Source organism: Bradyrhizobium sp. Rc3b (genome assembly GCF_900114915.1).
Taxonomy (GTDB): Bacteria; Pseudomonadota; Alphaproteobacteria; order Rhizobiales; family Xanthobacteraceae; genus Bradyrhizobium.
Genome location: NZ_FOUS01000003.1, coordinates 456,743 through 479,567 on the forward strand (window position 1 = coordinate 456,743; position 22,825 = coordinate 479,567).

Genomic DNA, 22,825 nt, shown 5'->3' on the forward strand with positions numbered 1-22,825 from the left:
ACATGCGCCTGACTGCTGGATCGCCTGCACGCCTCGGCGCAAGCTGGGACGGACGCGGCACCAATTTCGCGCTGTTCTCCGCGAACGCACAGAAGGTGGAACTCTGCCTGTTCGACACGCAAGGCCGCCGCGAGCTCGAGCGCATCGAGCTGCCGGAAAGAACCGAGGATGTCTGGCACGGCTATCTCAACGACGTCTCGCCCGGCCAGCTCTACGGCTATCGCGTGCACGGCCCCTACGAGCCCGAGCACGGCCACCGGTTCAATGCGAACAAGTTGCTGCTCGATCCCTATGCCAAGCGGCTCGCGGGACGCCTGGTCTGGAGCGATGCGCATTTTGCCTACCGCACCGGGAGCCCGCGCGAGGATCTGTCCTTCGACCGGCGCGACAATGCCCGCGGCATGCCCAAGGCCGTCGTGGTCGACGAGACTTTCAACTGGGGCCGCCGCGAGATCCGTCCCAACATCCCCTGGGAAGACACCGTCATCTACGAGGCCCACGTCAAGGGTTTGACCCAGAAGCGCGACGACGTGCCGCCGAACCTGCGCGGCACCTATGGCGGGCTGTCTTCGCCGGCGATGATCGAGCACCTGAAGAAGCTCGGCGTCACCACGGTGGAGCTGCTGCCGGTGCACAGCTTCGTCGACGACCGCATCCTGGTCGAGAAGAAGCTAGCCAACTACTGGGGCTACAACTCACTCTCCTTCTTCGCGCCGGAGTTGCGCTACGCCCAGGACAATGCGCTCGACTCCTTCCGCACCACGGTGGCGCGCCTGCACGATGCCGGCATCGAGGTGATGCTCGACGTCGTCTACAACCACACCGCCGAGGGCAACCATCTCGGCCCGACGCTGTGCTACCGCGGCATCGACAACGCCTCCTATTACTGGCTCAACCGCGAGAACCCGCGCTATTACGATGACTTCACCGGCTGCGGCTCATCGGTGAATCTCACCCATCCGCGCGTGCTGCAGATGGTGATGGATTCCCTGCGCTACTGGGTCGAGGTCTGCCACGTCGACGGCTTCCGCTTCGACCTCGCCACCACGCTCGCGCGCGGGCCGAACGGTTATGATCGCGGCATCTCGTTCCTGACCGCGATCCGCCAGGATCCGGTGCTTGCGGCCGTCAAGCTCGTCGCCGAACCCTGGGACCTCGGCCTTGGCGGCTATCAGGTCGGCGCATTCCCCTCGCAATGGTCGGAATGGAATGATCGCTATCGCAGCGCCATGCGCCGCTACTGGAGCGGCGAAGGCAGCCTGATCGGCGACATCTCCAGCCGGATGACGGCATCGTCCGACCTGTTCAACCATGACGGACGGCGGCCGCGCGCCAGCATCAATCACATCACCGTCCATGACGGCTTCACGCTCGCCGATCTCTTCAGCTACAACGAGAAGCACAACGAGGCCAACGGCGAGGACAACCGCGACGGCTCCAACGACAACCACAGCAACAATTGCGGTGTCGAGGGGCCGACCGATGATCCTCAGATCCTCGCCCTGCGCCGTCAGCTTCGCAAGAACGTGCTGGCTTGCCTGATGCTGGCGCAGGGCGTTCCGCTGATCCTCGCCGGCGACGAGGTCGGCAACTCGCAATCCGGCAACAACAACGCCTATTGCCAGGACAACGAGATCGGCTGGGTCGGCTGGGACAATCTCGGCAAAGAGGGCGACGACATGGTCGATTTCGTTGGCCATCTCGCCGACATCCGCCGCCGGTTCTCGCAGCTTCGCAGCCATCGCTGGCTCGACGGCCGCCCCGCAGACGGCGTGTCGTACGGCGCATTGTGGCTGACACCTGCGGGCGACGAAATGACGGAGAACGACTGGAAATTCCCGGAGGGAAGATTCCTCTCCTATGTGATGGGCCCGGTGGAACCGGGTGGGGCCGCGATCTTTATCGTACTGAACGCCGCCCCCGAAGAGATCGCATTCAAATTGCCCAAAATGACCGAATACAAGAGCTGGCAGCAGATCTTGAACACGACCGATGCCAAGCTGAATACGGTCGAGTTCCCGCCCGGGAGCGACAGCAAGGCGCCGCCGCGCTCGGTGCTCGCCTTCGCGGGGGCGCTATGAGGCCATCCTTCGGGGCGAGGCCGACAAAGGACGGCGTGTCGTTCCGCCTGTGGGCGCCTGGCGCGCGGCGTGTCGACCTCCTGCTCGACCGAAGACACGCGATGCAGCGCCGGCAGGATGGCTGGTACGTGGCCGAGATTTCCGGCCTCACCGCCGGCAGTCCCTACAAGTTCAGGATCGATGACGAGATCGAGGTACCCGATCCCGCCTCGGCCTTTCAGCCCGAGGATGTGTTCGGGCCGAGCCAGGTGATCGATCACGACGCCTTTTCGTGGCGTGCGCGCGATTGGCGCGGCCGCCCCTGGGAAGAGACGGTGCTGACCGAGACCCATGTCGGCACCTTCACCTCCGAAGGCACTTACCGCGCCATGATCGACAAGCTCGATCATCTCGTCGCAACCGGCATCACCGCGCTGGAATTGATGCCGCTGGCCGATTTCGCCGGGCGCCGCGGCTGGGGCTATGACGGCGTGCTTTGGTATGCGCCCGACAGCGCCTATGGCCGGCCCGAGGACCTGAAGACGCTGATCGACGAAGCGCATCTGCGCGGCCTGATGGTGTTCCTCGACGTCGTCTACAATCATTTCGGGCCCGAGGGGAATTATCTCGGCCGCTATGCGCCGGCCTTCTTCACCGATGCCCACACGCCCTGGGGCAGTGCGATCGACTATCGCGTGCCGCAGGTGCGCGCATTCGCGGTCGAGAATGCGCTGTCCTGGCTCAGCGACTACCGTTTCGACGGCCTGAGGCTGGATGCCGCCAATCACATCATGGCGATCCCCGGCGAGCAATCGATGCTGCAGGACCTCAGCGTCGCCGCCGGCGAGCTTGCCAAGGCCACGGGGCGGCACATCCATCTCGTGCTGGAGAACGGCGACAATCGCGCCAGCCTGCTCGACGCGGCGCAGGAGCCGCCGAACGGCAAATATCGGGGACAGTGGAACGACGACTATCACCACGTCTGGCACGTGATGCTGACCGGCGAGCTCGCCGGATACTACGCGGATTATCAAACGCCGCGGCTCGATCTCGCCCGCGCGCTGGCCTCCGGCTTCGTCTACCAGGGCGAGGTTTCGGAGTTCTGGGGCAAGAAGCCGCGCGGCGAGCCGAGCGGCAAGCTGCCGCCGGCGACCTTCGTCAATTTCGTGCAAAACCACGACCAGATCGGCAACCGTCCGCTCGGCGACCGGCTCGAGAGCCTGGCATCATCGCAGCAGATCGAAGCGGCGCTTGCAGTGACACTACTCGCGCCGATGGTGCCGATGCTGTTTCAGGGCGAGGAATGGGGCTCCACGGCGCCTTTCCCGTTCTTCTGCGATTTCCACGGCGAACTCGCCGATGCCGTCCGCAAGGGGCGCAAGCAGGAATATGCCTGGGCTTACGAGAAGTACGGCGACGAGGTGCCCGACCCGCTCGATCCGGCAACGCTGCAATCAGCCGTGCTCGACTGGACCGGCCGCACGCCGCAGCAGGACGCGCGGCTCGCGCTGGTCCGGGAGCTGCTCGCGCTTCGCCGCAAGGAGATCATGCCGCGGCTGAGGGGCGCGAGCTTCGGCGAGGCCGAGGCGGCCGACAGCGGCCTGCTCACCGCGCATTGGCGCATGGGCGACGGCACGGTGCTTCGCCTGTCCGCCAACCTGTCGGACCAAGAAATCATCTCCAATGTCAGCGCGGGTACGCCGATCTGGGGCGGCGACGGCGACCGGCTTGCCCCCTGGTCGGTGGTCTGGCGCCTCGGAGGTTAGGATGCCTCCCGCCATTCCGCTCGCGACCTACCGGCTTCAGCTCACCGCGGATTTCGATTTCGACAAGGCCGCCGCGGTGGTGCCCTATCTGAAAGCGCTGGGGATTACGCATCTCTATGCCTCGCCGGTGATGAAGGCGCGCAAGGGCTCGACCCACGGCTACGACACCGTCGATCACAGCCAGTTCAGTCCGGAGCTTGGCGGCGAAGCCGGCTTCGCCCGGCTGAGCGAGGCGCTGACCAGGCACGACCTCGGCCTCATCATCGACTTCGTGCCCAACCATGTCGGCGTGCATTTCGCCGACAATCCCTGGTGGCTCGACGTGCTGGAATGGGGCCAGGCTTCGCCCCACGCGGTCTCCTTCGACATCGATTGGGATCAGCTCGCCTACCGCGCCCGCGGCGGCGTGCTGCTGCCGATCCTGGGGGCGTCCTATGGCGAGGCGCTCGAGCGCGGCGACATCGAGCTGCGCTACGATCCGGACCAGGGAAGCTTTTCCGCCTGGTATTTCGAACATCGCCTGCCCGTCGCGCCGGAGCGCTATGGCGAGATGCTGCGCATGATCGTCAAGGAAGCGGGTGCCGCCGAGACGGAGGCCGGCAAGCGCCTGCTGTCGCTCGCAGCGCGCTATACCGGATTACGCCGCCCCAACCGCAAGGAAGCCCCCGCGTTCAAGGCCGAGCTCAGGGAGATCCCTGGTGCTGCCGAAGTCATCGCACGGGGCCTTGCCGCCTATCGTGCCGCCAAGAACCGTCCCGCGCAGACGCTGGCGCTGCATCATCTGCTCGAACGCCAGCACTATAAGCTCGGGCACTGGCGGCTTGCCTCCAGCGATATCAACTATCGCCGCTTCTTCGATGTCAACGGGCTCGCCGGTCTGCGCGTCGAGGACGCGAGCACCTTCGCCGCCACGCACCGGCTGGTGAAGCAGCTCATCGCCAGCGGCAAGCTGCAGGGCATCCGGCTCGATCACATCGACGGCCTGCGCGATCCCGCGCAATATTGCCAGCGGCTGCGCCGGCTGGTGCGCGACGCCCAAGGAAATACCAAGCCGTTTTATACGGTGATCGAAAAGATCCTGTGCGAGCACGAACGCCTGCCGCACTTCGCCGGGGTTCAGGGCACCACCGGCTATGAATGGATGAACGTCATCACCCATGCGCTGGTCGAGGCCGGGGGACTGGGGGCGCTGGACGAGACCTGGCGGCAGGTCAGCAACCGGCCGCCGCGGCTTGCGCCTTACGTCAAGGACGCCAAGCGGCGCGTGCTGGAGACGCTGCTCACCAGCGAATTCACCGTGCTGACCCGCCTGCTCGCGCGCATCGCCAACGGGCATTACTCGACGCGCGATTTCTCCGCCGACAGCCTGCGGCAGGCGCTCGAGCTCTATGTGCTGCATTTCCCGGTGTACCGCACCTATCTGACCAACAGCGGCCCGACCGCGCCCGACCGCAAGCTGATCGACGACACCATCGCGCGCGCCCGCGCGGAATGGTTCGCCGCGGACGAAGGCATCTTCGACTTCCTGCGCGACGCGCTGACCATGGACCTGCTCAAGCCTGGCCGCCCCCCGCACAGCGCCCCGCGCGTGCGTCGTTTCGCGCTGAAGGTGCAGCAATTCACCGGACCGATGATGGCGAAGTCGCTGGAGGACACCGCGTTCTATCAATTCCACCGGCTGCTCGCGCTGAACGAGGTCGGCGGCGATCCCGCCAGCACCGGGCTCACGATTTCCGCCTTCCACGAGACCATGCAGGCCCGCGCCAGGGAATGGCCGCTGGGAATGACGGCGACCGCCACCCACGACACCAAGCGCGGCGAGGACGCCCGCGCGCGCATCGCGGCGCTCAGCGAGATTCCCGGCGAATGGACCAGCGCAGTGGCGCGCTGGAAGGTGTTGAACGCGCCGCACCTCACGCTCCACGGCAATTACCGCGCGCCGTCGGCGACGTTCGAATACATGCTCTACCAAACCCTGCTCGGAGCCTGGCCGCTGCACGGGCCGGTCGATGCCGGCTTCGTCGAGCGCATCCAGGCCTATGCGCTGAAGGCCGCGCGCGAGGGCAAGGAAGAGACGAGCTGGCTCAACCCGCATGAAGCCTATGAGAACGGCATCAAGAGCTTTATCGACAAGATCCTCGATCCTGCACTGTCAGGGGAATTCCTGGATTCGCTGCAAACGCTGGCCCGACGCGTGGCGCTGCTCGGCGCCTTGAATTCTCTAAGCCAGCTCACCCTCAAGGCGACGCTGCCCGGCGTGCCCGACTTCTACCAGGGCACCGAGTTCTGGGACCTGTCGCTGGTCGACCCCGACAACCGTCGCCCGGTCGACTTTGGCGCGCGGCACGCGGCGCTGGATTCGTTGGACGATCCGGATTGGCGTGGCCTGATCAAGAGCTGGCCCGACGGCCTGCTCAAGCTGGCCTGGACACGGCGTCTTCTCAAGCTGCGCAATGAACTCGCCGACGTCTTCGCTCAAGGCGACTATCAGCCGCTGGCGGTGCGCGGCGCACATGCCGACCATGTCATTGCCTTCGCCCGCCGTCATGGCCGCGCTGCGGCGATCGTCGTGGTCGGGCGTCAGTTCGCGCCGTTCACCCAAGCCGGCCGGGAATGGCCCACGCTGGAGGGATTTGACGCGGCCGTCGATATCACAGGCTATGCCGCGACGGGCCTTGAGGGCCACGAACTGCCGGTCACCCAGGCTTTCCGCGATTTTCCCGCCGCTGTCATCGAGGCCCGCACGGCAAGCGCCATCAGGCCCGCGCGGCCGCGCGTGCGCGCCTGAAGCTACTTTCCGTCGTCCTTGGTCAGCAGCAACTGCCCGCGCTTCTTGATCGTGGCCTGCGCCATCTCGGCAAAGCGCTGCAACAGCCAGGGCAGCACCACCTGGACCTTGACATGGTCTTCAGCGACGTCGACCTGACCCGTCGCGATCTGCCCGAGCGCGCGAATGCGAAACGCCATGCTGTCGCCGGTCCAGCGCTCCTCCTCGACCTGCATCACCGGAATGCTGGCTGCCGCCCGGCCGAGCCCGGTCTTGAGCCGGCGCACCGCCTCCTCGCGGCCGAGACGGTGCGGAATAGAAACGACAAGCGGTGCTGACATGGCCCTGCCCCGTGATGATCAATCCTCACATAGTCATGCCGGACGAAGCGGCAAAGGTTCCATGCAACTTGGACCTGTGGCCCTGTTTCAAACCCGGAACTTAAAAACCTGCGGCAAGTTGCCCTCGCACAAGGGGACAGGTGCAAACGACCCTTTCAACAAAGGGCTGAGGAGATTCGCATGTCAATCGGTACGATCATTCTGATCATTCTGGTCATCGCCCTGCTCGGCGGCTTCAGCGGCATCGGCGGCGGCCCGTTCTACGGCACCGGCTATTACGGCGGCGGCGGCCTCGGGCTGGTCATCGTCATCCTGTTGATCCTGCTGCTGATGGGACGGATCTAGGACGAGAACTCGTAGGTGGGCAAAGGCGCTCTTGCGCCGTGCCCACCTATTCGTCGTAATGAAAAAGATTCGTTACAACGAAAAGAACGTGGGCACTCTTCGCTTTGCCACCCTACGGGCGCGGTGCCCGGAGCGCGACCTACTTCCTTTTCCCCGCAAGCTTCTTGATCGCCGCCTTGGTCGAGGCGGCCGCATCGTCATAGTCCTCCCACGCCTTTGACCGCGGCAGCAGGCCCGGCACGGTCCGCAGCGTATAGCGCTTCGGATCAAGATCGCTCTTCACCTGCGCCCAGGTGACGGGCATCGAGACCGTTGCCCCGGCGCGCGCCCGCGGCGACAGCGGGGCCACCGCCGTCGACATCCGGTCGTTGCGGAGATAGTCGAGGAAGATCTTCCCCTTGCGCAGCTTCTTCGACATGTTGAGCAGATAGCGCTCTGGATCGTCGTCGGCCATCCACTGGCAGACGCCTTGCGCGAAGGCCTTGGCTTCCTTCCAGCTCACCTTGTCGCGCGCGCCGTGAAGCAGCGGCACCACCACATGCAGGCCTTTGCCGCCCGTGGTCTTGCAGAAGCTCTCCATGCCGACATCGGCCAGCCGCTGCCGCATCTCCTTGGCGGCCTCGACGACATCGGCGAACTCCACATCCGGCGCCGGATCGAGATCGAACACCAGCCGGCCCGGCGTATCGTAGGCATCAGGTGCGCAATTCCAGGGATGCAGCTCGACACCGCCGATCTGCGCGACGGCGGCAAGCCCTTCGACGCGATCGATCTGCAAATAGGGTTTGCGATCGCCCGAGACCTTGGCCAGCTCAAGCAAATTCGAGGTGCCCTGCATCGCGTGACGCTGGAAGAACGTCTCGCCGCCGATGCCGTCGGGCGCACGCACGATCGAGCACGGGCGCCCTTTCAGATGTTCGATCATCCAGTCGCCGACCGCCTCGAAGTAGCGCGCGAGATCGAGCTTCGTCGCGCCCTCGCCGTCACCTCCGTCGGGCCACAGCTCCTTGTCAGGCTTGGAGATGACGACGCCCATCACCTCGGCGGTGCCGGTGTCCTTCGATCGCTTGGCTGTCTTCGCCGCGCGCTTGCGGGGCGTGGGCTCGGCAAGCTCGGTATCGACAGGCGTCTCCGCCTCGACCTCCTCGGCGGGCTTGTCCTGCCGCAAGCCCTTGAACGCGGCCTGGCGGATATTGCCGTCGGCAGTGAAGCCGGCGAACTCGATCTCGGCCACGAGCTCCGGCTTCAGCCAGTGCACCTCGCGGCTCTTCTTCGGCGCGTTCTTGCCACCGAAGGGGCTCTCCTTGGCCTCCATGGCCTTCAGGGACGGCATGATGCGCTTGACCTTGTCGGCGCCAAAGCCGGTGCCGACCATGCCGACAAAGACGAGATGATCGCCGCGATGCACGCCCGCCATCAGCGAGCGGAATTTGCCGTTGGTGGTCTTGTAGCCGCCGATCACGACCTCGTGGCCGGCGCGGCACTTTGCCTTGGTCCAGCTCTCGGTGCGGCCGGAGCGATAGGGCGCGTCCAGCTTCTTCGACACCACGCCTTCCAGCTCAAGCTTGCAGGCCGATTGCAGCACCGCATCGCCGCCGCTTTCGAAATGCTCGACATAGCGGATCTGAGTCGATTTCCGCTTGCGCGCTCCCAGCAGCTGCTTCAGCCGCGCCTTGCGCTCGCCGAGCGGCAGACGCCGAAAATCGAGATCCTCCGCGAACAGGAGGTCAAAGGCAAAGAAGATCAGCTCTTCGGTCTTGCCGTCCGACAGCGCGGCCTGGAGCGAGGAGAAATTCGGCGCACCGTCGTGATCGAGCGCCACGATCTCTCCGTCGATCATCACGTCCGGCAGCGCCGCCGCCTCCTTCGCGATCGAGGCGAACTTGTCGGTCCAGTCGAGGCCCTTGCGCGTCTTCAGCGTCGCCTTGCCGTCCTCGACCCGGAGCTGCACGCGGTAGCCGTCGAACTTGATCTCGTGGCACCAGCCTTCGCCGGCCGGCGGACGCTCGACCGACGTGCAGAACTGCGGCGGCACGAAGTCCGGTATCTCGACGATCTTCTTGCCATTGGTCGCAGTTGTGGCCTTCTTCCTCGCCGTCCTGGTCTTGACGATCTTGCCGCCCTTCAATGCCGTGCGTGGCGCCGGCTTGACCGTTTGCCCTTTCGCTTCCTCGGCCCGGTTGGATTGCCAGACCGCGTCGGCCTTGGTCTTCGCACCCTTGGCCAGCATGAACGGCTTTGGCGCGCGCCCCTTGCCCTCGGCGATCTGCTCCATTGCGCGGCCGGAGGCGACGGACTTGTCCTCATCGAGAATGTCGTTCTTGGCCCCTTCACGGACAAATTCGTCGCGGTGCTTGATCAAGAGCCAGTTGGTGCGCTTGCCGCCGGTACGGTCGTTGCGCATGCGGACCAGGACCCAGCTTCCGTGCAACTTGTCCCCATGCAGGGTGAACTTCAAATCGCCCTTCTTGAAGCCGCGTTCGGGATCTTCCGACTCCCAGGTGCCGCGATCCCACAGCATCACCGTGCCGCCGCCGTACTGCCCTTCCGGTATCGTGCCTTCGAAATCGCCATAGTCGAGCGGATGGTCCTCGACCTCGACCGCCAGCCGCTTGTCGTGCGGATCGAGCGAGGGACCCTTGGTCACCGCCCAGGACTTGAACACGCCATCGAATTCGAGCCTGAGATCGTAATGCAGCCGGCTCGCGTCGTGCTTCTGAATCACGAAGCGCCGCTGCTTCGACGGCGTCACCGCCGTTTTGCCCGACGGCTCCGGCGTCTTCTCGAAATCACGTTTCTGTCGATAGGTGGAGAGTTTTTGCAGCACGACCGGTCCCGCTTCTCTTTCGGGGCTTCAAGCCTATCACGGCCAAAGTCCCATCCGGAACCAAAACCCCGCGGGGCGGTTGGGGTTCCAAAACGCCTTGAAAACGCTGGAGAATGGAATGGCCCCGCGCGCCTATTGGAAGGGAACGTTGAAGCTCTCGCTGGTCAGCTGTCCGGTCGTGCTTTATCCGGCGACCACTGCGGCCGAGAAGACGCGGTTTCACCTGATCAACCGCGAGACCGGCAACCGACTCAAGCAGCAGATGATCGATGCCGAGACCGGCGATGTCGTCGAGAGCGACCAGAAGGGCCGCGGCTACGAGCTGCGCAAGGGCAAATATGTCGAGATCGAGCCGGAGGAGCTCGAGGCGGTCCAGATCGAGAGCAACCATACCATCGACATCGAGAGCTTCGTGCCGAGCGATGAGATCGACCAGCGTTACCTCAACCATCCCTATTATCTTGCACCCGACGGCAAGGCCGCGGTCGATGCGTTTGCGGTGATCCGCGACGCCATGAAGGACCAGGAACGGGTGGCGCTCGCCAAGATCGTGCTCACCAACCGCGAACACATCATGGCGATCGAGCCGCTCGGCAAGGGCCTGCTCGGCACCACGCTGCGCTTTCCTTACGAGCTGCGCGACGAGGACCAGTTCTTCGACGATATCAAGAGCCCGAAGATCACCAAGGACATGGTCGAGCTTGCCGGCCACATCCTCCAGACCAAGGCCGCCCATTTCGACCCCGGCAAGTTCAAGGACGAGTACGAGAACGCGCTGAAGGCGCTGGTGAAACGCAAGGCCAGCGGCAAGAAGATCGAGCTGCCGGAGCCCGAGGAACGGCCCAGCAACGTCGTCAGCCTGATGGATGCGCTGAAGCAGAGCCTGAAGGGGCGTGGCGGCAAGAAGACGGCGGCGAAGTCGCATGCCCGCCGCGCGACCGGACGGCAGCGAACCGCGAAGAAGGCGCATCGGTCCACGGCGCGGCACAGGAAGGCGGGTTGAGGAAACTGCTCGCCCAGCACTCGATATCGTAGGGTGGGCAAAGCGAAGCGTGCCCACCACCTTTATCAAAATCGCGAGAATGGTGGGCACGGCGCTTTGCGCCTTTGCCCACCCTACGACTGTCGAAGTCGGAGCCTAATCCCCCGCCTTCAACCGGTACCCGATCCCCGTCTCGGTCAGCACATATTGCGGCCGCTCGGGATCAGCTTCGATCTTCTGGCGGAGCTGGCGGACATAGACGCGCAAATACTGCGCGTCGGTCAATTCGTCCCACAGCTCCTTCAGCAGAAAGCGGTGGGTGAGCACCTTGCCGGCGTGCTGCACCAGCACGCGCAGCAGGTCGTATTCCTTCGGCGACAGCTTTATCTCACGCTCGCCGGCCTTGACGATGCGGCGGACGAGATCGACCGAGAGATCGCCGCTGCGAAACACCGGGCGCTCGCCCTGGACCTGGAGCTGGTGCCGCAGCGCGGCGCGCAGGCGGGCCAGAAGCTCGTCCATGCCGAACGGCTTGGTCAGATAATCGTCGGCGCCGAGATCGAGCGCCTGCACCTTGCCGGCTTCGTCGCCGCGGCTCGACAGCACCACGATCGGCACGCCTTCGTTGCGGGCACGGATGGTGCGCAGCAGTTCGTGTCCCTGCACGTCGGGCAGGCCGAGATCGAGGATGATCAGCGCGGGCTCCTCAACGAGCTTCTCCAGCGCGATCTTGCCGTTCGACGCTTCCAGGATCTCATAGCCTTGCGTCGTCAGCCCCATCCGCAGCAATTTGCGGATCGGCGGCTCGTCGTCGATGACCAGGACCTTGATCGGCGCAGCGCTCATGCGGCGGTATCCAATGCGCGGCTCTCTGCCGGAACGGGAAGACGGATGGTGAGGACAGCGCCACTGCGGTCGCTGCGGTTGGCGGCCGAGATCGTGCCCCGCATCGCCTCGACGAAGCCACGCGAGATGGCGAGCCCGAGCCCCGTGCCGGGACGGACATGATCGCCTTTCTGCACACGGTAGAACTTGTCGAACACGCTATCGAGCTCGTCAGGCGGAATGCCGGCCCCCTCGTCCGCGATCTCGAGCACGACATGATCGCTGTCACGCCGGCTGCGGATCGAGATGGTGGTCTCGGGTGGCGAATATTTCGCGGCATTGTCGAGCAGGTTGAACAGCACCTGCTCGAACAGCACCGCATCGAGCTGCAGCATCGGCAGATCGGCGGCCAGCACCAGCTCGACCTCGTGCGCGGTGAGAATCTTGGCTGCACGCCGCAGCGCGCTACCCACGATCTCGCTGAGATCATGTAGCGCCGCGTTGGGCACGATGGCGCCCGATTCGAGCTTGGTCATGTCGAGCAGGTTGGCGATGAAGCGGTTGAGCCGCTCGGATTCGTCGATCACGGTCGCGAGCAGGTCGCGCTTCTCGGTGTCGGAGAGGGCGCCGGCGAGATCGCGCATGGTGGAGGCCGCCCCCAGCACCGAGGCGAGCGGCGTCTTCAGATCATGGGAGATCGAGGTCAGGAGCGCCGAGCGCAGCCGCTCGGACTCGACGGTGCGCTTGACGCGGTCCATGTCCTCGACCAGCAGCACGCGCTCGACCGCCAGCGCGCCCTGATCGACCAGCGCGTCAAGCAGGCGGCGCTGGTCCGGTGTCAGCAGCGGACCGGTACGGTCGTCGTCGATGCCGATGACGCCGATCGGGCCGCGCCCGGTGCGCATCGGCAGGAACAGCCGCTTTGCACCCGGCAGCGTATCCGAGCCGCGGCCGGCGGGGCGGTCGTTGCTCCAGGCCCAGTTGGCGGCGGCAAGATCGGCCTGATCGAGCTCGTCCTCGGGCGGATAGCCGGATTTCACCGTGAGCAGACCTTCTTCCGGCAGCAGCAACACCACCCGGACTTTCAGCATCAACGCGATCTGGTAGGCCGTCGCCCACAGCACATCGTCGAGCGTCGCGGTGCCGGCGAGCTTGCGGCTGAAGGCGTAGAGCTGCTCGCTCATCCTGATCCGGCCGATGGCGGCATCGGCCTGGGTGCGCACGCGCGCCGCGACATTGGAGACAATCATCGCGACCACCATGAACAGCACGAAGGCGGCGACGTTGGTCGGGTCGGTGATCGTGAAGGTGTGGATCGGCGGCAGGAAGAAGAAATTGTAACAGAGCGAGGCTGCGACAGTCGCCAGCAGCGACGGCCATAGTCCGTAGCGGACCGCGACCGCCACCACCGCCGTGAGTAGCACGAGGTCGACGTTCTCGATGCCGAACCGCGGCTGAATCAGCTCGGCGGCGCCAAGGCCGATCAGCACGATGCCGAGCGCCTTCAGATATGGCAACGGATTGAACGGCTCGGACCGCACGGCGGTTTGCACCGCCGTCTTGGGCGCCGCTTCGCCCGGCAGCTCGTCGCCGGCGATGACATGAACCGTGATGTTGCCGGCGCGGCGCACCAAATCGTGCACGACGGAGCCGCGTGTCATCTCGAACCAGCGCGAGCGGGTCGACTTGCCGATCACGATCTGGGTGACCTTGTTGCCTTGCGCGAAACTGACGACGTCATCGGCGATGCGGCGACCGACCGCCGGAATCGTCAACGCCTCGCCGCCGAGCGATTCCGCGAGCCGCAGCGTATCGGCCAGCCGGTCGCGCTGCTCGTCGGACAATTGCAGCGATCGCCGCGTCTCGATCGAAACCGCGGTGAATGGCGCATGCAGCCGGTCGGCCAGCCGCTTGGTGTAGCGGACGAGACCGGCCGCGCGCGGATCCTCGCTGACGCAGACGAGAATGCGCTCGCCCGCAGCCCAGGGCCCGGGAATCGCATTGGCCTGCATGTGGTTGAGGAGCTGCTCGTCGACCCGCTCCGCCGTGCGGCGCAAAGCGAGCTCGCGCAACGCCGTCAGGTTCCCCGGCGAGAAATAATGCTCCAGAGCACGCTCGGCCTGCTTGGGCACATAGACCTTGCCCTCCTTGAGGCGCTGGATCAAATCGTCGGGCGTGAGGTCGATCAGCTCGATCGCGTCGGCGCGATCGAACACCGAGTCCGGCACGGTCTCGCGCACCCTGACATGGGTGATCTGCGCGACGACGTCGTTCAGGCTCTCGATGTGCTGGATGTTGACGGCGGTGTAGACGTCGATGCCGTGGGACAGCAACTCCTCGACGTCGAGATAGCGCTTGGGATGGCGGCTGCCCGCCGCATTGGTGTGGGCGAGCTCGTCGACCAAAGCAATCTGCGGCCGACGCGCGATCACCGCATCGAGGTCCATCTCTTCGACGATCTGCCCGCGATAGTCCAGCCGCTTGCGCGGGACCATCTCGAGCCCGCGCACCAGCGCCTCGGTCTCGGCGCGGCCGTGGGTCTCGACGAAGCCGACCACGACGTCGATGCCGGACTTGCGCTTGGCGTGAGCGCTTTGCAGCATCTCGTACGTCTTGCCGACGCCGGGGGCGGCGCCGACAAAGATCTTCAGCTTGCCGCTCGCGCTCCCTTCCCGCCGCGCCGCTTCCAGCAGCGCCTCGGGCGACGGACGTTGTTCGGGATCGCGGCGCTCTCGGACCATTTTTCCAATATAATCAACTGCGTGACGCGAGCCTAGACCGCTACTTGGCGGCGGCGCGATCCAGCGAGAGATTCAGTGCCAGAACGTTAACCCTGGGTTCGCCAATCAGACCGAGCAAGCGGCCTTCGGTATTGGCGGTCACGATCTGCTTGACCTGATCCTCCGGCATATTCCGCGCCTTGGCCACGCGCGGCACCTGGAATTGCGCCGCTTCCGGCGAGATATCAGGATCGAGGCCGCTGGCCGACGTCGTCACCAGGTCGACCGGCACGGTAGCGCTCGGATTCTCGGCCTTGAGCTTGTCTACATCTTCCCTGAGCCGGTCGGCCAGCGCCTTGCTGGTCGGGCCGAGATTGGCGCCGCCCGAATTGGCGGCGTTGTAGGGCGCGGGCACCGTCTTGGTCGAATCATTGGGGTCCGGCGCAACCGTCGCCGAGGGACGGCCGTGGAAGTATTTGTCGTCCCTGAACTCCTGCCCGATCAAGGCGGAGCCGATCACCTTGCCGTCCTTCTCGATCAGGCTGCCTTGGGCCTGCGCAGGGAAGAGCGCGCCGGCGATGGCCGTCATCGCCAGCGGATAGGCAAGGCCGGTGATGGCCGTGAGCACCAGCAAGAGGACGATGGCGGGGCGGATTTCTCTGAGCATGTTGGTCTCCTAAGTCTTCGTCATGGCGCGCGGCGCCTTGCGCCGCGCCAGGACGGTCAAGCCAGGTGCAAGGCGGTGACGACGAGGTCGATTGCCTTGATACCGATGAAGGGAATGACGATGCCGCCGAGGCCGTAGATCAGGAGGTTGCGCCGGAGCAGCGCGCCGGCACCGACCGCGCGGTAGGCAACGCCCTTCAGCGCCAGCGGAATCAGCGCGATGATGATGAGTGCGTTGAAGATGATCGCCGACAGGATGGCGCTCTGCGGGCTCGACAGGTTCATGACGTTGAGTACGTTGAGCTGGGGATAAAATGCCAAAAACATCGCCGGAATGATCGCAAAATACTTTGCGACGTCATTGGCGATCGAGAACGTCGTCAGCGCGCCGCGCGTCATCAGAAGCTGCTTGCCGATCTCGACGACCTCGATCAGCTTGGTCGGGTTGGAATCGAGATCGACCATGTTGCCGGCCTCGCGGGCGGCCTGGGTGCCGGTGTTCATGGCGACACCGACGTCGGCCTGCGCAAGCGCCGGCGCGTCATTGGTGCCGTCGCCGCACATCGCAACCAGCTTGCCCTTGGCCTGCTCGTCGCGGATCAGCTTGAGCTTGTCTTCGGGGGTGGCTTGCGCCAGGAAGTCGTCGACCCCTGCCTCCGCTGCGATGGCAGCCGCCGTCATCGGGTTGTCGCCGGTGATCATGATGGTGCGAATGCCCATGCGGCGCAGCTCGGCAAAACGCTCGCGGATACCGCCCTTGACGATGTCCTTGAGCTGGATGACGCCGAGCAGCTTGCCGTCCCTCGCGACCGCCAGCGGCGTGCCGCCGGACTTCGATACTTCATCAGCAATGGCCTGGATCTCGCGACCGAGGTCCGACAATGCCGCCGGCTGGATCGCCCGCGCGGTGTTGCCGGAGGCGACCGCCATCGGTGCGCCGCCGCCGACATAGTTCAGCATCGCATCGACCGCGCCCTTGCGCACCGACGAGCCGCCGGCATCGACGCCGCTCATGCGGGTCTGCGCCGTGAACGGGATGAAAGTCGCGCCAAGCTCCGCCATGTCGCGGCCGCGGATGCCGTATTTCTCCTTTGCCAGCACCACGATGGAACGGCCTTCCGGCGTCTCGTCGGCAAGCGAGGCGAGCTGAGCTGCGTCGGCGAGCTCCTGCTCGGTCACGCCGCGCACTGGGCGGAAGGCGGTCGCCTGGCGGTTGCCGAGCGTGATGGTTCCGGTCTTGTCGAGCAGCAGCGTGTCGACGTCGCCGGCAGCCTCGACGGCGCGGCCGGACATCGCCAGCACGTTGAAGCGCACCAGGCGGTCCATGCCGGCGATGCCGATCGCCGACAACAGCGCACCGATCGTGGTCGGGATCAGCGTCACGAACAGCGCGACCAGCACGATCACCGAGATCGAGCCGCCGGCATAGGCCGCGTAGCTCGGAATGGTGACGGTGGCGAACACGAAGATGATGGTGAGGCCGGCGAGCAGGATGTTGAGCGCGATCTCGTTCGGCGTCTTCTGCCGCTCGGCACCCTCGACCAGCTTGATCATGCGGTCGATGAAGGTCGAGCCCTGGGCCGCCGTGATGCGGACTCGGATCCAGTCGGACAGCACCTGCGTGCCGCCGGTCACCGCGGAACGATCGCCGCCGGATTCGCGAATGACGGGCGCGGACTCGCCGGTGATGGCGGCCTCGTTGACGGAGGCGACGCCCTCGATCACCTCGCCGTCGGAGGGAATGGTGTCGCCGGCCTCGACCAGCACGATGTCGCCGACCTTCAGGCTCGTACCCGGTACCAGCTCGAAGGCCCGGCCGACACCCGTCAGGAGCTTGGCCTGGCTCTCGGTGCGGGTCTTGCGCAGCGAGTCGGCCTGCGCCTTGCCGCGGCCTTCGGCCACCGCTTCGGCGAAATTGGCGAACAGCACCGTGAACCAGAGCCAGACGATGATCTGGAAGGTGAAGCCGAGGCCTGAGCCGCCGGTGACGACGTCGCGCAGGAAGATCACCGTCGTCAGCGCGGCCACGATTTCGACCACGAACATCACGGGGTTCTTCACCATCAGCCGCGGGCTGAGCTTGGTGAAGGAGGCGCGGATCGCAGGCATCACGATCCCAGGGTCGAGCATTGCCGAAACGGCAGCACGTTTTTGCAGTTTCATCGTATCCATGGAGGTCACTCCAGACAATCAGAAGAGGTTGCCGGCGTTCATCGCCAGATGTTCGACGATCGGGCCGAGCGCGAGCGCCGGGAAGAAGGTCAGGCCGCCCATGATCAGGATGACGCCGGCGACGAGGCCGACGAACAGGCCGCCGGTGGTCGGGAACGTGCCCGTCGACGGCGGGATCGACTTCTTCTCCGCGAGCGAGCCCGCGATCGCCATGGCGGGGACGATCATGAAGAAGCGGCCGACGAACATCGCGCTTGCGAGCGTGAGGTTGTAGAAGAAGGTGTTGCCGGTGAGGCCTGCGAAAGCCGAGCCGTTGTTTCCGGCCGCCGAGGTGAAGGCATAGAGCACTTCGGTGAAGCCATGCGGGCCGGCATTCGCCATCGAGGCGACGGCCGCCGGATAGACCACGCCGACGGCGGTCCAGCCGAGGATCATCAGCGGCAGCACCAGGATGGCCAGCATCGCCATCTTGACCTCGCGGGCCTCGATCTTCTTGCCGACATATTCCGGGGTGCGGCCGACCATCAGTCCGGCGACGAAGATCGCGAGGATGACGAACAGCAGCATGCCGTACATGCCGGCGCCGACGCCGCCGACGATGATCTCGCCGAGCTCGATGTTGATCAGCGGGATCATGCCGCCGAGCGCGGTGAAGCTGTCATGCATGGCGTTGACGGCACCGCACGACGCGGCGGTGGTGACGACCGCGAACAGCGAGGACGCGACGATGCCGAAGCGGACCTCCTTGCCCTCCATGTTGCCGCCGGTCAGGCCCAGCGCATGGAGCATCGAGGTTCCGTTCGCTTCCGCCCAATAGGTGATGGCGACGCCTGCGACGAACAGCACGCCCATCACGGACAGGATCGCCCAGCCCTGGCGCTGGTTGCCGACCGTACGGCCGAACACGTTGGTCATTGCGGCGCCGAGCGCGAAGATCGACAGCATCTGCACGAAATTCGACAGCGCGGTCGGATTCTCGAACGGGTGCGCCGCGTTGGCGTTGAAGAAGCCGCCGCCATTGGTGCCGAGCATCTTGATCGCCACCTGGGAAGCGACCGGGCCGAGCGCAATGGTCTGCTTGGCGCCTTCGAGCGTGGTCGCCTCGATATACGGGCCGAGCGTCTGCGGGATGCCCTGCCAGACCAGGAACAGCGTGTAGACGACGCAGATCGGCAGCAGCACGTAGAGCGTGCAGCGGGTGACGTCGACCCAGAAATTGCCGACTGTGCGCATCGAGGCGCGCGAGAAGCCGCGGATCAGGGCCATCGCCAGCACGATGCCGGTTGCGGCCGACAGGAAGTTCTGGTGCGTCAGGCCGAGCATCTGGACGAGATAGGACAGCGTGCTCTCGCCGCCGTAGTTCTGCCAGTTGGTGTTGGTGATGAAGGAGACCGCGGTGTTGAAGGAAAGATCCTCGGCGACCGCGCCCTGCCCGGCCGGATTGAAGGGCAATACGGCCTGAAGCCGCATCACGCAGTAGATGACGAGGAAGCCGCCAACATGGAACAGCAACATGGAGACCGTGTAGGTCAGCCAATGCTGCTCGCGCTTCTCGTCAACGCCGGAAATCCAGTACACGCCGGCCTCGATCGGGCGCAGCACCGGCGACAGGAACGTCCGCTCGCCGTTAAATACGCGCGTCATGTACCAGCCGAGCGGCTTGGTCAGCGCAACAATAATGGCGCAGAACAGAATGATCTGGAGCCAACCGATCACAGTCATGGAATCAACCCTTCAGGCTTGGTGTCCGGCGCAACAGGGGCAGGAGCACCGTTAGCAGGCAGGCGACGAGCACAGTGTCCGCCAGCAGCAATTCGACGAGCAGCAGCACGGGTCAGAACCGCTCGGGCCGCAGCAGCGCGTAAGTGAGGTAGAGCAGCAGACCGAACGAGACGGCACCGGCGAGCGCATAATCGAAGATCATGGGTTGCTCCGTCACAGCCGTTCGCAGGCGTAGGTGTAGCCGATGGCGAGGGCGAAGAAGACGAAGCCCAGCGCCAGCATCAGAATGTCCATCATCGGATTGCTCCTCGTTGCGTCGCTTAAGTCCGGCGCAACCTTCTCTCGGTGACCCGGCTGGCTCGCGAAGGACATGGAAGGCACGTCCACGCATGACAGCCGGGACTTTTGACCGTGCTGAAATGCCAGCGCAGGCATAGGTTTTCGAGATGAGGCCTATGGCGAAGATATAGGAATCTCATAAAAGCGGCGGTGCTGCTCGCGAGGCAACCTCACTGTCGTCCCGGACAAGCGAAACGCAGATCCGGGACGACGGTGGAGAATGGCGAGCCACCCCGCCTCTCCCGCACTTATGAAATCCCTATATCTCCCCCCTCTTCCCCATCTCGTTTTCAAATGCCTTTGGGGCCCATCCTGGCAATGCCGGCCGACTGACCGACACCAATTCCAGGAGGCCTGACATGACCGCCCCTCTCCGACGCCTCGCCCCACCTTCCCTCGACCAGCAGCTTCGCGCGGCACCGGCGATGACCCGGCCGTTGATGCTCGACATCATTGCGCACGCCTGCCGGCGCGTCCCCTCACTCGGCCAAGGCGAACGCGCCGCACGCATCATGCGCCTGATCGACGTTGAAGCCTGGGCCGATGTGGCGCTGGCGCTGATCGAGCTCGAGCTGCCGATGTGGCAGGTCCGTCGCCTCGCCTATGACGAGGGCGAATGGCATTGTGCGCTGTCGCGCGAACGCGAGCTGCCGGACTGGCTGGATGCCGCTGTCGAGGCGCGCCATTCCGACCTCGCGCTGGCTCTGCTGTCGGCCTTCATCGAGGTCCGGACATCGGCTGCGGACGTGCCGCGGCCAAGCGTTCCTTCCGTTCGTCCCCTGCTGGATCCGCTGTGCGAGCCAGCCGTCTGCGACAATTTCAGTTGAAGCCTCCTGACAGAAGGATCCCGGAAAATGCCGATGCTGACACATCGCTTTGAACAATCGCTTCACTGGGCCCAACGCCAGTCAGGGCTCTCGAAGATGCGCAGAGCCCGGCTCGAGCGCCTCGCGCTGCATGCGCTGACCGTACTCTCGATGGGCAGCGTTCTCACCGCCCTGATCGCGCTAAGAGCCGCCATCTATTTCTGGCATCTCGGGGATTGACCACCATGCCGCTCCTCAAGGGAAATCTCGAGCATGTGGTCACAATCACCATCCTGACCATGACGCTGAGCCTGATCTGGGGCGCGATCCTGACGCTCGTGATCACGCTTGTCGCGCGCGGGCTCGGCGTCTAGTTCCTCGCTTCCCGCTCGATCAGCCGCGCCAATTCCGCCGCGGTGACCTCGATCGGCCGGCCGCTGCGCTCGACCCGGGCCTGGATCAACGCGCCCTGGAGCGCCGACGTGCAGAGCACCGCAAGCGTTTCCGCGCGAGATCTGACGAAGCCGTCAGCGACAAGCTTGTCGCGCAGGATCGACAGTCGCGCCGCATAGGCCTTGCGGCCGGCATCGGACAAGGCGCGCTCGCGCGGCGCAAGCTCGAGCAGCACGGTCGTAATCGGGCAGCCGTTGCGAAAGCCGGAGCCCTGCATCCAGCCCGCCAATAGTCTTGCATGCGCTCGCAAGAGGTCGGCGGTCGAGCCGCACTCTTCCGCGAGCCTGGCGACCGTCGCCGCGACGCGGCGGCCCGCCTCCTCCACGGCCGCCACCGCGATCGAGGACTTTCCATTCGGAAAGTAATGGTAGAGCGAGCCCTTCGGCGCACCGCTGACGTCGACGATGTCGTTCAGCCCGGTCCGGGCATAGCCCTGGCGGCGGAACAGTGTCACCGCGGCATTGATGATGGGCTGGCGGTGTTTTGGCACGGCCGGCATGGCGCTCTCCCCCCTCGCACGAAATTATATTGATTGGTCTACATCAGCCTCCGACAGTCAAGCCTGGTTCATGACAGGAGAGGCAAATGCCAATGGGAGTGAGTTTTGAGGTGAGCGACGGCGTCGCGCGGATCGGGCTTGACGACGGCAAGGTCAATGTGATGTCGACCACGATGCTGGGCGAGATCGGCGCGGCCTTCGACCGGGCCGAAAAGGAAGCCGAGATCGTGGTGCTGCGCTCGGCGCGGCCCGGCATCTTCTCGGCCGGCTTCGATCTCAAAGTGTTCGCCTCGGGCGATGCCGCCAAGAGCCTCGAGATGGTCCGCGCCGGCGCCGAGCTTGCGCTGCGGCTGATGTCGTTTCCGCATCCGATCGTCGGCGTGATGGAAGGTCACGCCTTTCCGATGGGGGCGTTCCTGCTGCTCGCCTGCGACGTCAGGCTGGGCGCGCGCGGACCGCATCGCATGGGGCTGAACGAGGTCGCGATCGGCATCGCGCCGCCGAGCTTTGCCATCGAGCTCGCGCGCAGCCGCCTGCATCCGGCCTGGCTCAGCCGCACCGTCACGCTCGGCGAGATGTACGAGCCCGAGGAGGCGTTGACCGCCGGCTTCCTCGATCGGGTGGTTGCGCCCGAAGCCGTCGACAAAGCCCTTGAGGAGATCGTCGCGGCGTTGCGCGCGATCCACAAGCCGTCGCATGCGACCGCGAAGCAGCGCCTGCGCCAACCGGCCACGGACGCGATGCGGATTGCGATCGACCGTGAACTGACCATGGCTGCCTATGAGGCGAGCAACCGGGCGCGCAGCGCGGTGGCGATGCCCGGTTGACGCCGCCTGTCCGACGGAAAAGACCCGGCCGATCTGGCGCAATTCCAGGGAAACGTGTAGAGCGGTTTCATGAGCATCAGCACCGTCAACGTCGTCGCCCACCCCCTAGTCCAGCACAAGCTCTCGCTGATGCGGGAGAAGGATCGCTCGACCAAGAGCTTTCGCGAGATCCTGAACGAGATCGGGATGCTGCTCGGCTACGAGGTGACGCGTGATTTGCCGCTGGAGCTGGTCGATATTGAAACGCCGATCGCACCGATGCAGGCGCCCAAGATCGCCGGCAAGAAGCTCACGCTGGCGCCGATCCTGCGCGCCGGCGTCGGCTTCCTCGACGGCATGCTGGCGCTGATGCCCTCGGCGCGCATCGCCCATATCGGGCTCTACCGCGACCCCGAGACGTTGCAGGCCGTGGAATATTACTTCAAGGCGCCGCAGGACCTGTCCGACCGCGCCGTGATCCTGATGGATCCGATGCTGGCGACCGGCAACTCGGCCTGCGCCGGTGCCTCCCTGCTCAAGGCCCGCGGCGCCCGCGACATCCGCTTCGTGTGCCTTCTGGCCGCGCCCGAGGGCATCGCCCAGTTCCAGAGCGAACACCCGGACGTGCCGATCTGGACCGCCGCGATCGACGAGCGGCTCAACGACCACGGCTACATCGTGCCGGGCCTGGGCGATGCCGGCGACCGGATGTTCGGCACCAAGTAGACA

General features: G+C 65.2%; 20 protein-coding genes. 10 read left to right on the top strand and 10 right to left on the bottom strand.

Annotated features, from left to right (window positions below):
* Positions 1-2 precede the first annotated feature (2 nt).
* From glgX to treY, 3 genes are read left to right on the top strand one after another with little or no spacing between them, the layout of a single operon-like run.
* Entirely contained in the window at positions 3-2,081 is a 2,079-nt protein-coding gene (gene glgX / locus BM190_RS08955) for a glycogen debranching protein GlgX (protein ID WP_092253677.1), read from the top strand.
* Positions 2,078-3,826 carry a malto-oligosyltrehalose trehalohydrolase gene (gene treZ, locus BM190_RS08960; protein WP_092253679.1) on the top strand — a complete coding sequence of 583 codons (1,749 nt, stop codon included), beginning with the start codon at positions 2,078-2,080 and terminating at the stop codon, positions 3,824-3,826. Before glgX ends, treZ begins: the two co-directional genes overlap by 4 nt.
* A 1-nt stretch (position 3,827) precedes the next feature.
* Entirely contained in the window at positions 3,828-6,614 is a 2,787-nt protein-coding gene (treY, locus tag BM190_RS08965) for a malto-oligosyltrehalose synthase (RefSeq protein ID WP_092253681.1), read from the top strand.
* 2 nt (positions 6,615-6,616) lie between these two features.
* Here treY and BM190_RS08970 read toward each other — a convergent pair whose 3' ends face one another.
* Positions 6,617-6,934 carry a polyhydroxyalkanoic acid system family protein gene (locus tag BM190_RS08970; RefSeq protein WP_092253683.1) on the bottom strand — a complete coding sequence of 106 codons (318 nt, stop codon included), beginning with the start codon at positions 6,932-6,934 and terminating at the stop codon, positions 6,617-6,619.
* A gap of 180 nt (positions 6,935-7,114) precedes the next feature.
* Between BM190_RS08970 and BM190_RS08975 the strand changes: the two genes are divergently transcribed.
* Entirely contained in the window at positions 7,115-7,279 is a 165-nt protein-coding gene (locus BM190_RS08975) for a DUF3309 family protein (protein ID WP_018318514.1), read from the top strand.
* 139 nt (positions 7,280-7,418) lie between these two features.
* On the opposite strand, the gene ligD is transcribed toward BM190_RS08975, so the two are convergent.
* The gene (gene ligD / locus BM190_RS08980) at positions 7,419-10,106 is read right to left on the bottom strand and encodes a DNA ligase D (protein ID WP_092253685.1); all 2,688 of its coding nucleotides are present in this window, start codon (positions 10,104-10,106) and stop codon (positions 7,419-7,421) included.
* A gap of 118 nt (positions 10,107-10,224) precedes the next feature.
* Here ligD and ku point away from each other — a divergent pair, with 118 nt between their 5' ends.
* Positions 10,225-11,109, top strand: coding sequence for a non-homologous end joining protein Ku (ku, locus tag BM190_RS08985; RefSeq protein WP_018318512.1), 885 nt, complete (start codon positions 10,225-10,227; stop codon positions 11,107-11,109).
* Between the two features lie 135 nt (positions 11,110-11,244).
* On the opposite strand, the gene BM190_RS08990 is transcribed toward ku, so the two are convergent.
* The 7 genes from BM190_RS08990 to BM190_RS40320 form a co-directional block, all read right to left on the bottom strand.
* Positions 11,245-11,934, bottom strand: coding sequence for a response regulator (locus BM190_RS08990; protein ID WP_092253687.1), 690 nt, complete (start codon positions 11,932-11,934; stop codon positions 11,245-11,247).
* The gene (locus tag BM190_RS08995; protein ID WP_092253689.1) at positions 11,931-14,654 is read right to left on the bottom strand and encodes a DUF4118 domain-containing protein; all 2,724 of its coding nucleotides are present in this window, start codon (positions 14,652-14,654) and stop codon (positions 11,931-11,933) included. The genes BM190_RS08990 and BM190_RS08995 overlap by 4 nt, the downstream gene beginning before the upstream one ends.
* Positions 14,655-14,694: 40 nt before the next feature.
* Positions 14,695-15,300 carry a K(+)-transporting ATPase subunit C gene (locus tag BM190_RS09000; protein WP_092253691.1) on the bottom strand — a complete coding sequence of 202 codons (606 nt, stop codon included), beginning with the start codon at positions 15,298-15,300 and terminating at the stop codon, positions 14,695-14,697.
* A gap of 56 nt (positions 15,301-15,356) precedes the next feature.
* A complete protein-coding gene (gene kdpB, locus BM190_RS09005) occupies positions 15,357-17,471 on the bottom strand; it encodes a potassium-transporting ATPase subunit KdpB (protein WP_092253693.1) in 2,115 nt (704 codons plus the stop codon).
* Between the two features lie 18 nt (positions 17,472-17,489).
* Positions 17,490-19,193 carry a potassium-transporting ATPase subunit KdpA gene (kdpA, locus tag BM190_RS09010; RefSeq protein ID WP_092253695.1) on the bottom strand — a complete coding sequence of 568 codons (1,704 nt, stop codon included), beginning with the start codon at positions 19,191-19,193 and terminating at the stop codon, positions 17,490-17,492.
* A gap of 112 nt (positions 19,194-19,305) precedes the next feature.
* Positions 19,306-19,395: a K(+)-transporting ATPase subunit F gene (locus BM190_RS09015; RefSeq protein WP_049814895.1), complete on the bottom strand. Its 90-nt coding sequence runs from the start codon at positions 19,393-19,395 to the stop codon at positions 19,306-19,308.
* A gap of 11 nt (positions 19,396-19,406) precedes the next feature.
* Complete coding sequence (locus BM190_RS40320; protein WP_177236946.1) at positions 19,407-19,565, bottom strand: hypothetical protein; 159 nt, start codon at positions 19,563-19,565, stop codon at positions 19,407-19,409.
* Positions 19,566-19,891: 326 nt separating this feature from the next.
* Here BM190_RS40320 and BM190_RS09020 point away from each other — a divergent pair, with 326 nt between their 5' ends.
* Genes BM190_RS09020 through BM190_RS41595 form a run of 3 tightly spaced genes read left to right on the top strand, consistent with a single transcriptional unit; the run spans position 19,892 to position 20,712 of the window.
* The gene (locus BM190_RS09020; RefSeq protein WP_092253697.1) at positions 19,892-20,359 is read left to right on the top strand and encodes a hypothetical protein; all 468 of its coding nucleotides are present in this window, start codon (positions 19,892-19,894) and stop codon (positions 20,357-20,359) included.
* Between the two features lie 27 nt (positions 20,360-20,386).
* On the top strand, positions 20,387-20,578 hold the full coding sequence (locus BM190_RS09025) for a hypothetical protein (RefSeq protein ID WP_092253699.1): 192 nt from the start codon (positions 20,387-20,389) through the stop codon (positions 20,576-20,578).
* 5 nt (positions 20,579-20,583) lie between these two features.
* A complete protein-coding gene (locus BM190_RS41595) occupies positions 20,584-20,712 on the top strand; it encodes a hypothetical protein (RefSeq protein WP_256375091.1) in 129 nt (42 codons plus the stop codon).
* On the opposite strand, the gene BM190_RS09030 is transcribed toward BM190_RS41595, so the two are convergent.
* Positions 20,709-21,290 carry a TetR/AcrR family transcriptional regulator gene (locus BM190_RS09030; RefSeq protein WP_092253701.1) on the bottom strand — a complete coding sequence of 194 codons (582 nt, stop codon included), beginning with the start codon at positions 21,288-21,290 and terminating at the stop codon, positions 20,709-20,711. The genes BM190_RS41595 and BM190_RS09030 overlap by 4 nt on opposite strands.
* A gap of 86 nt (positions 21,291-21,376) precedes the next feature.
* Between BM190_RS09030 and BM190_RS09035 the strand changes: the two genes are divergently transcribed.
* Both BM190_RS09035 and upp read left to right on the top strand, forming a co-directional pair.
* Positions 21,377-22,117 carry a crotonase/enoyl-CoA hydratase family protein gene (locus tag BM190_RS09035; protein WP_092253702.1) on the top strand — a complete coding sequence of 247 codons (741 nt, stop codon included), beginning with the start codon at positions 21,377-21,379 and terminating at the stop codon, positions 22,115-22,117.
* Positions 22,118-22,186: 69 nt separating this feature from the next.
* Entirely contained in the window at positions 22,187-22,822 is a 636-nt protein-coding gene (gene upp, locus BM190_RS09040) for a uracil phosphoribosyltransferase (RefSeq protein WP_092253704.1), read from the top strand.
* Positions 22,823-22,825: the final 3 nt, after the last annotated feature.

What these genes read in the sequence shown, in the direction of transcription:
- kdpA (WP_092253695.1), bottom strand. Translation starts at nt 19,193, where the DNA reads ATGACTGTGATCGGTTGGCTCCAGATCATTCTGTTCTGCGCCATTATT.
- BM190_RS09020 (WP_092253697.1), top strand. Translation starts at nt 19,892, where the DNA reads ATGACCGCCCCTCTCCGACGCCTCGCCCCACCTTCCCTCGACCAGCAG.
- upp (WP_092253704.1), top strand. Translation starts at nt 22,187, where the DNA reads ATGAGCATCAGCACCGTCAACGTCGTCGCCCACCCCCTAGTCCAGCAC.
- kdpB (WP_092253693.1), bottom strand. Translation starts at nt 17,471, where the DNA reads ATGGATACGATGAAACTGCAAAAACGTGCTGCCGTTTCGGCAATGCTC.
- BM190_RS08975 (WP_018318514.1), top strand. Translation starts at nt 7,115, where the DNA reads ATGTCAATCGGTACGATCATTCTGATCATTCTGGTCATCGCCCTGCTC.
- BM190_RS08990 (WP_092253687.1), bottom strand. Translation starts at nt 11,934, where the DNA reads ATGAGCGCTGCGCCGATCAAGGTCCTGGTCATCGACGACGAGCCGCCG.
- BM190_RS41595 (WP_256375091.1), top strand. Translation starts at nt 20,584, where the DNA reads ATGCCGCTCCTCAAGGGAAATCTCGAGCATGTGGTCACAATCACCATC.
- BM190_RS09035 (WP_092253702.1), top strand. Translation starts at nt 21,377, where the DNA reads ATGCCAATGGGAGTGAGTTTTGAGGTGAGCGACGGCGTCGCGCGGATC.
- BM190_RS40320 (WP_177236946.1), bottom strand. Translation starts at nt 19,565, where the DNA reads ATGTCCTTCGCGAGCCAGCCGGGTCACCGAGAGAAGGTTGCGCCGGAC.
- BM190_RS09025 (WP_092253699.1), top strand. Translation starts at nt 20,387, where the DNA reads ATGCCGATGCTGACACATCGCTTTGAACAATCGCTTCACTGGGCCCAA.
- glgX (WP_092253677.1), top strand. Translation starts at nt 3, where the DNA reads ATGCGCCTGACTGCTGGATCGCCTGCACGCCTCGGCGCAAGCTGGGAC.
- BM190_RS08995 (WP_092253689.1), bottom strand. Translation starts at nt 14,654, where the DNA reads ATGGTCCGAGAGCGCCGCGATCCCGAACAACGTCCGTCGCCCGAGGCG.
- BM190_RS09015 (WP_049814895.1), bottom strand. Translation starts at nt 19,395, where the DNA reads ATGATCTTCGATTATGCGCTCGCCGGTGCCGTCTCGTTCGGTCTGCTG.
- BM190_RS09000 (WP_092253691.1), bottom strand. Translation starts at nt 15,300, where the DNA reads ATGCTCAGAGAAATCCGCCCCGCCATCGTCCTCTTGCTGGTGCTCACG.
- treY (WP_092253681.1), top strand. Translation starts at nt 3,828, where the DNA reads ATGCCTCCCGCCATTCCGCTCGCGACCTACCGGCTTCAGCTCACCGCG.
- BM190_RS09030 (WP_092253701.1), bottom strand. Translation starts at nt 21,290, where the DNA reads ATGCCGGCCGTGCCAAAACACCGCCAGCCCATCATCAATGCCGCGGTG.
- BM190_RS08970 (WP_092253683.1), bottom strand. Translation starts at nt 6,934, where the DNA reads ATGTCAGCACCGCTTGTCGTTTCTATTCCGCACCGTCTCGGCCGCGAG.
- ku (WP_018318512.1), top strand. Translation starts at nt 10,225, where the DNA reads ATGGCCCCGCGCGCCTATTGGAAGGGAACGTTGAAGCTCTCGCTGGTC.
- treZ (WP_092253679.1), top strand. Translation starts at nt 2,078, where the DNA reads ATGAGGCCATCCTTCGGGGCGAGGCCGACAAAGGACGGCGTGTCGTTC.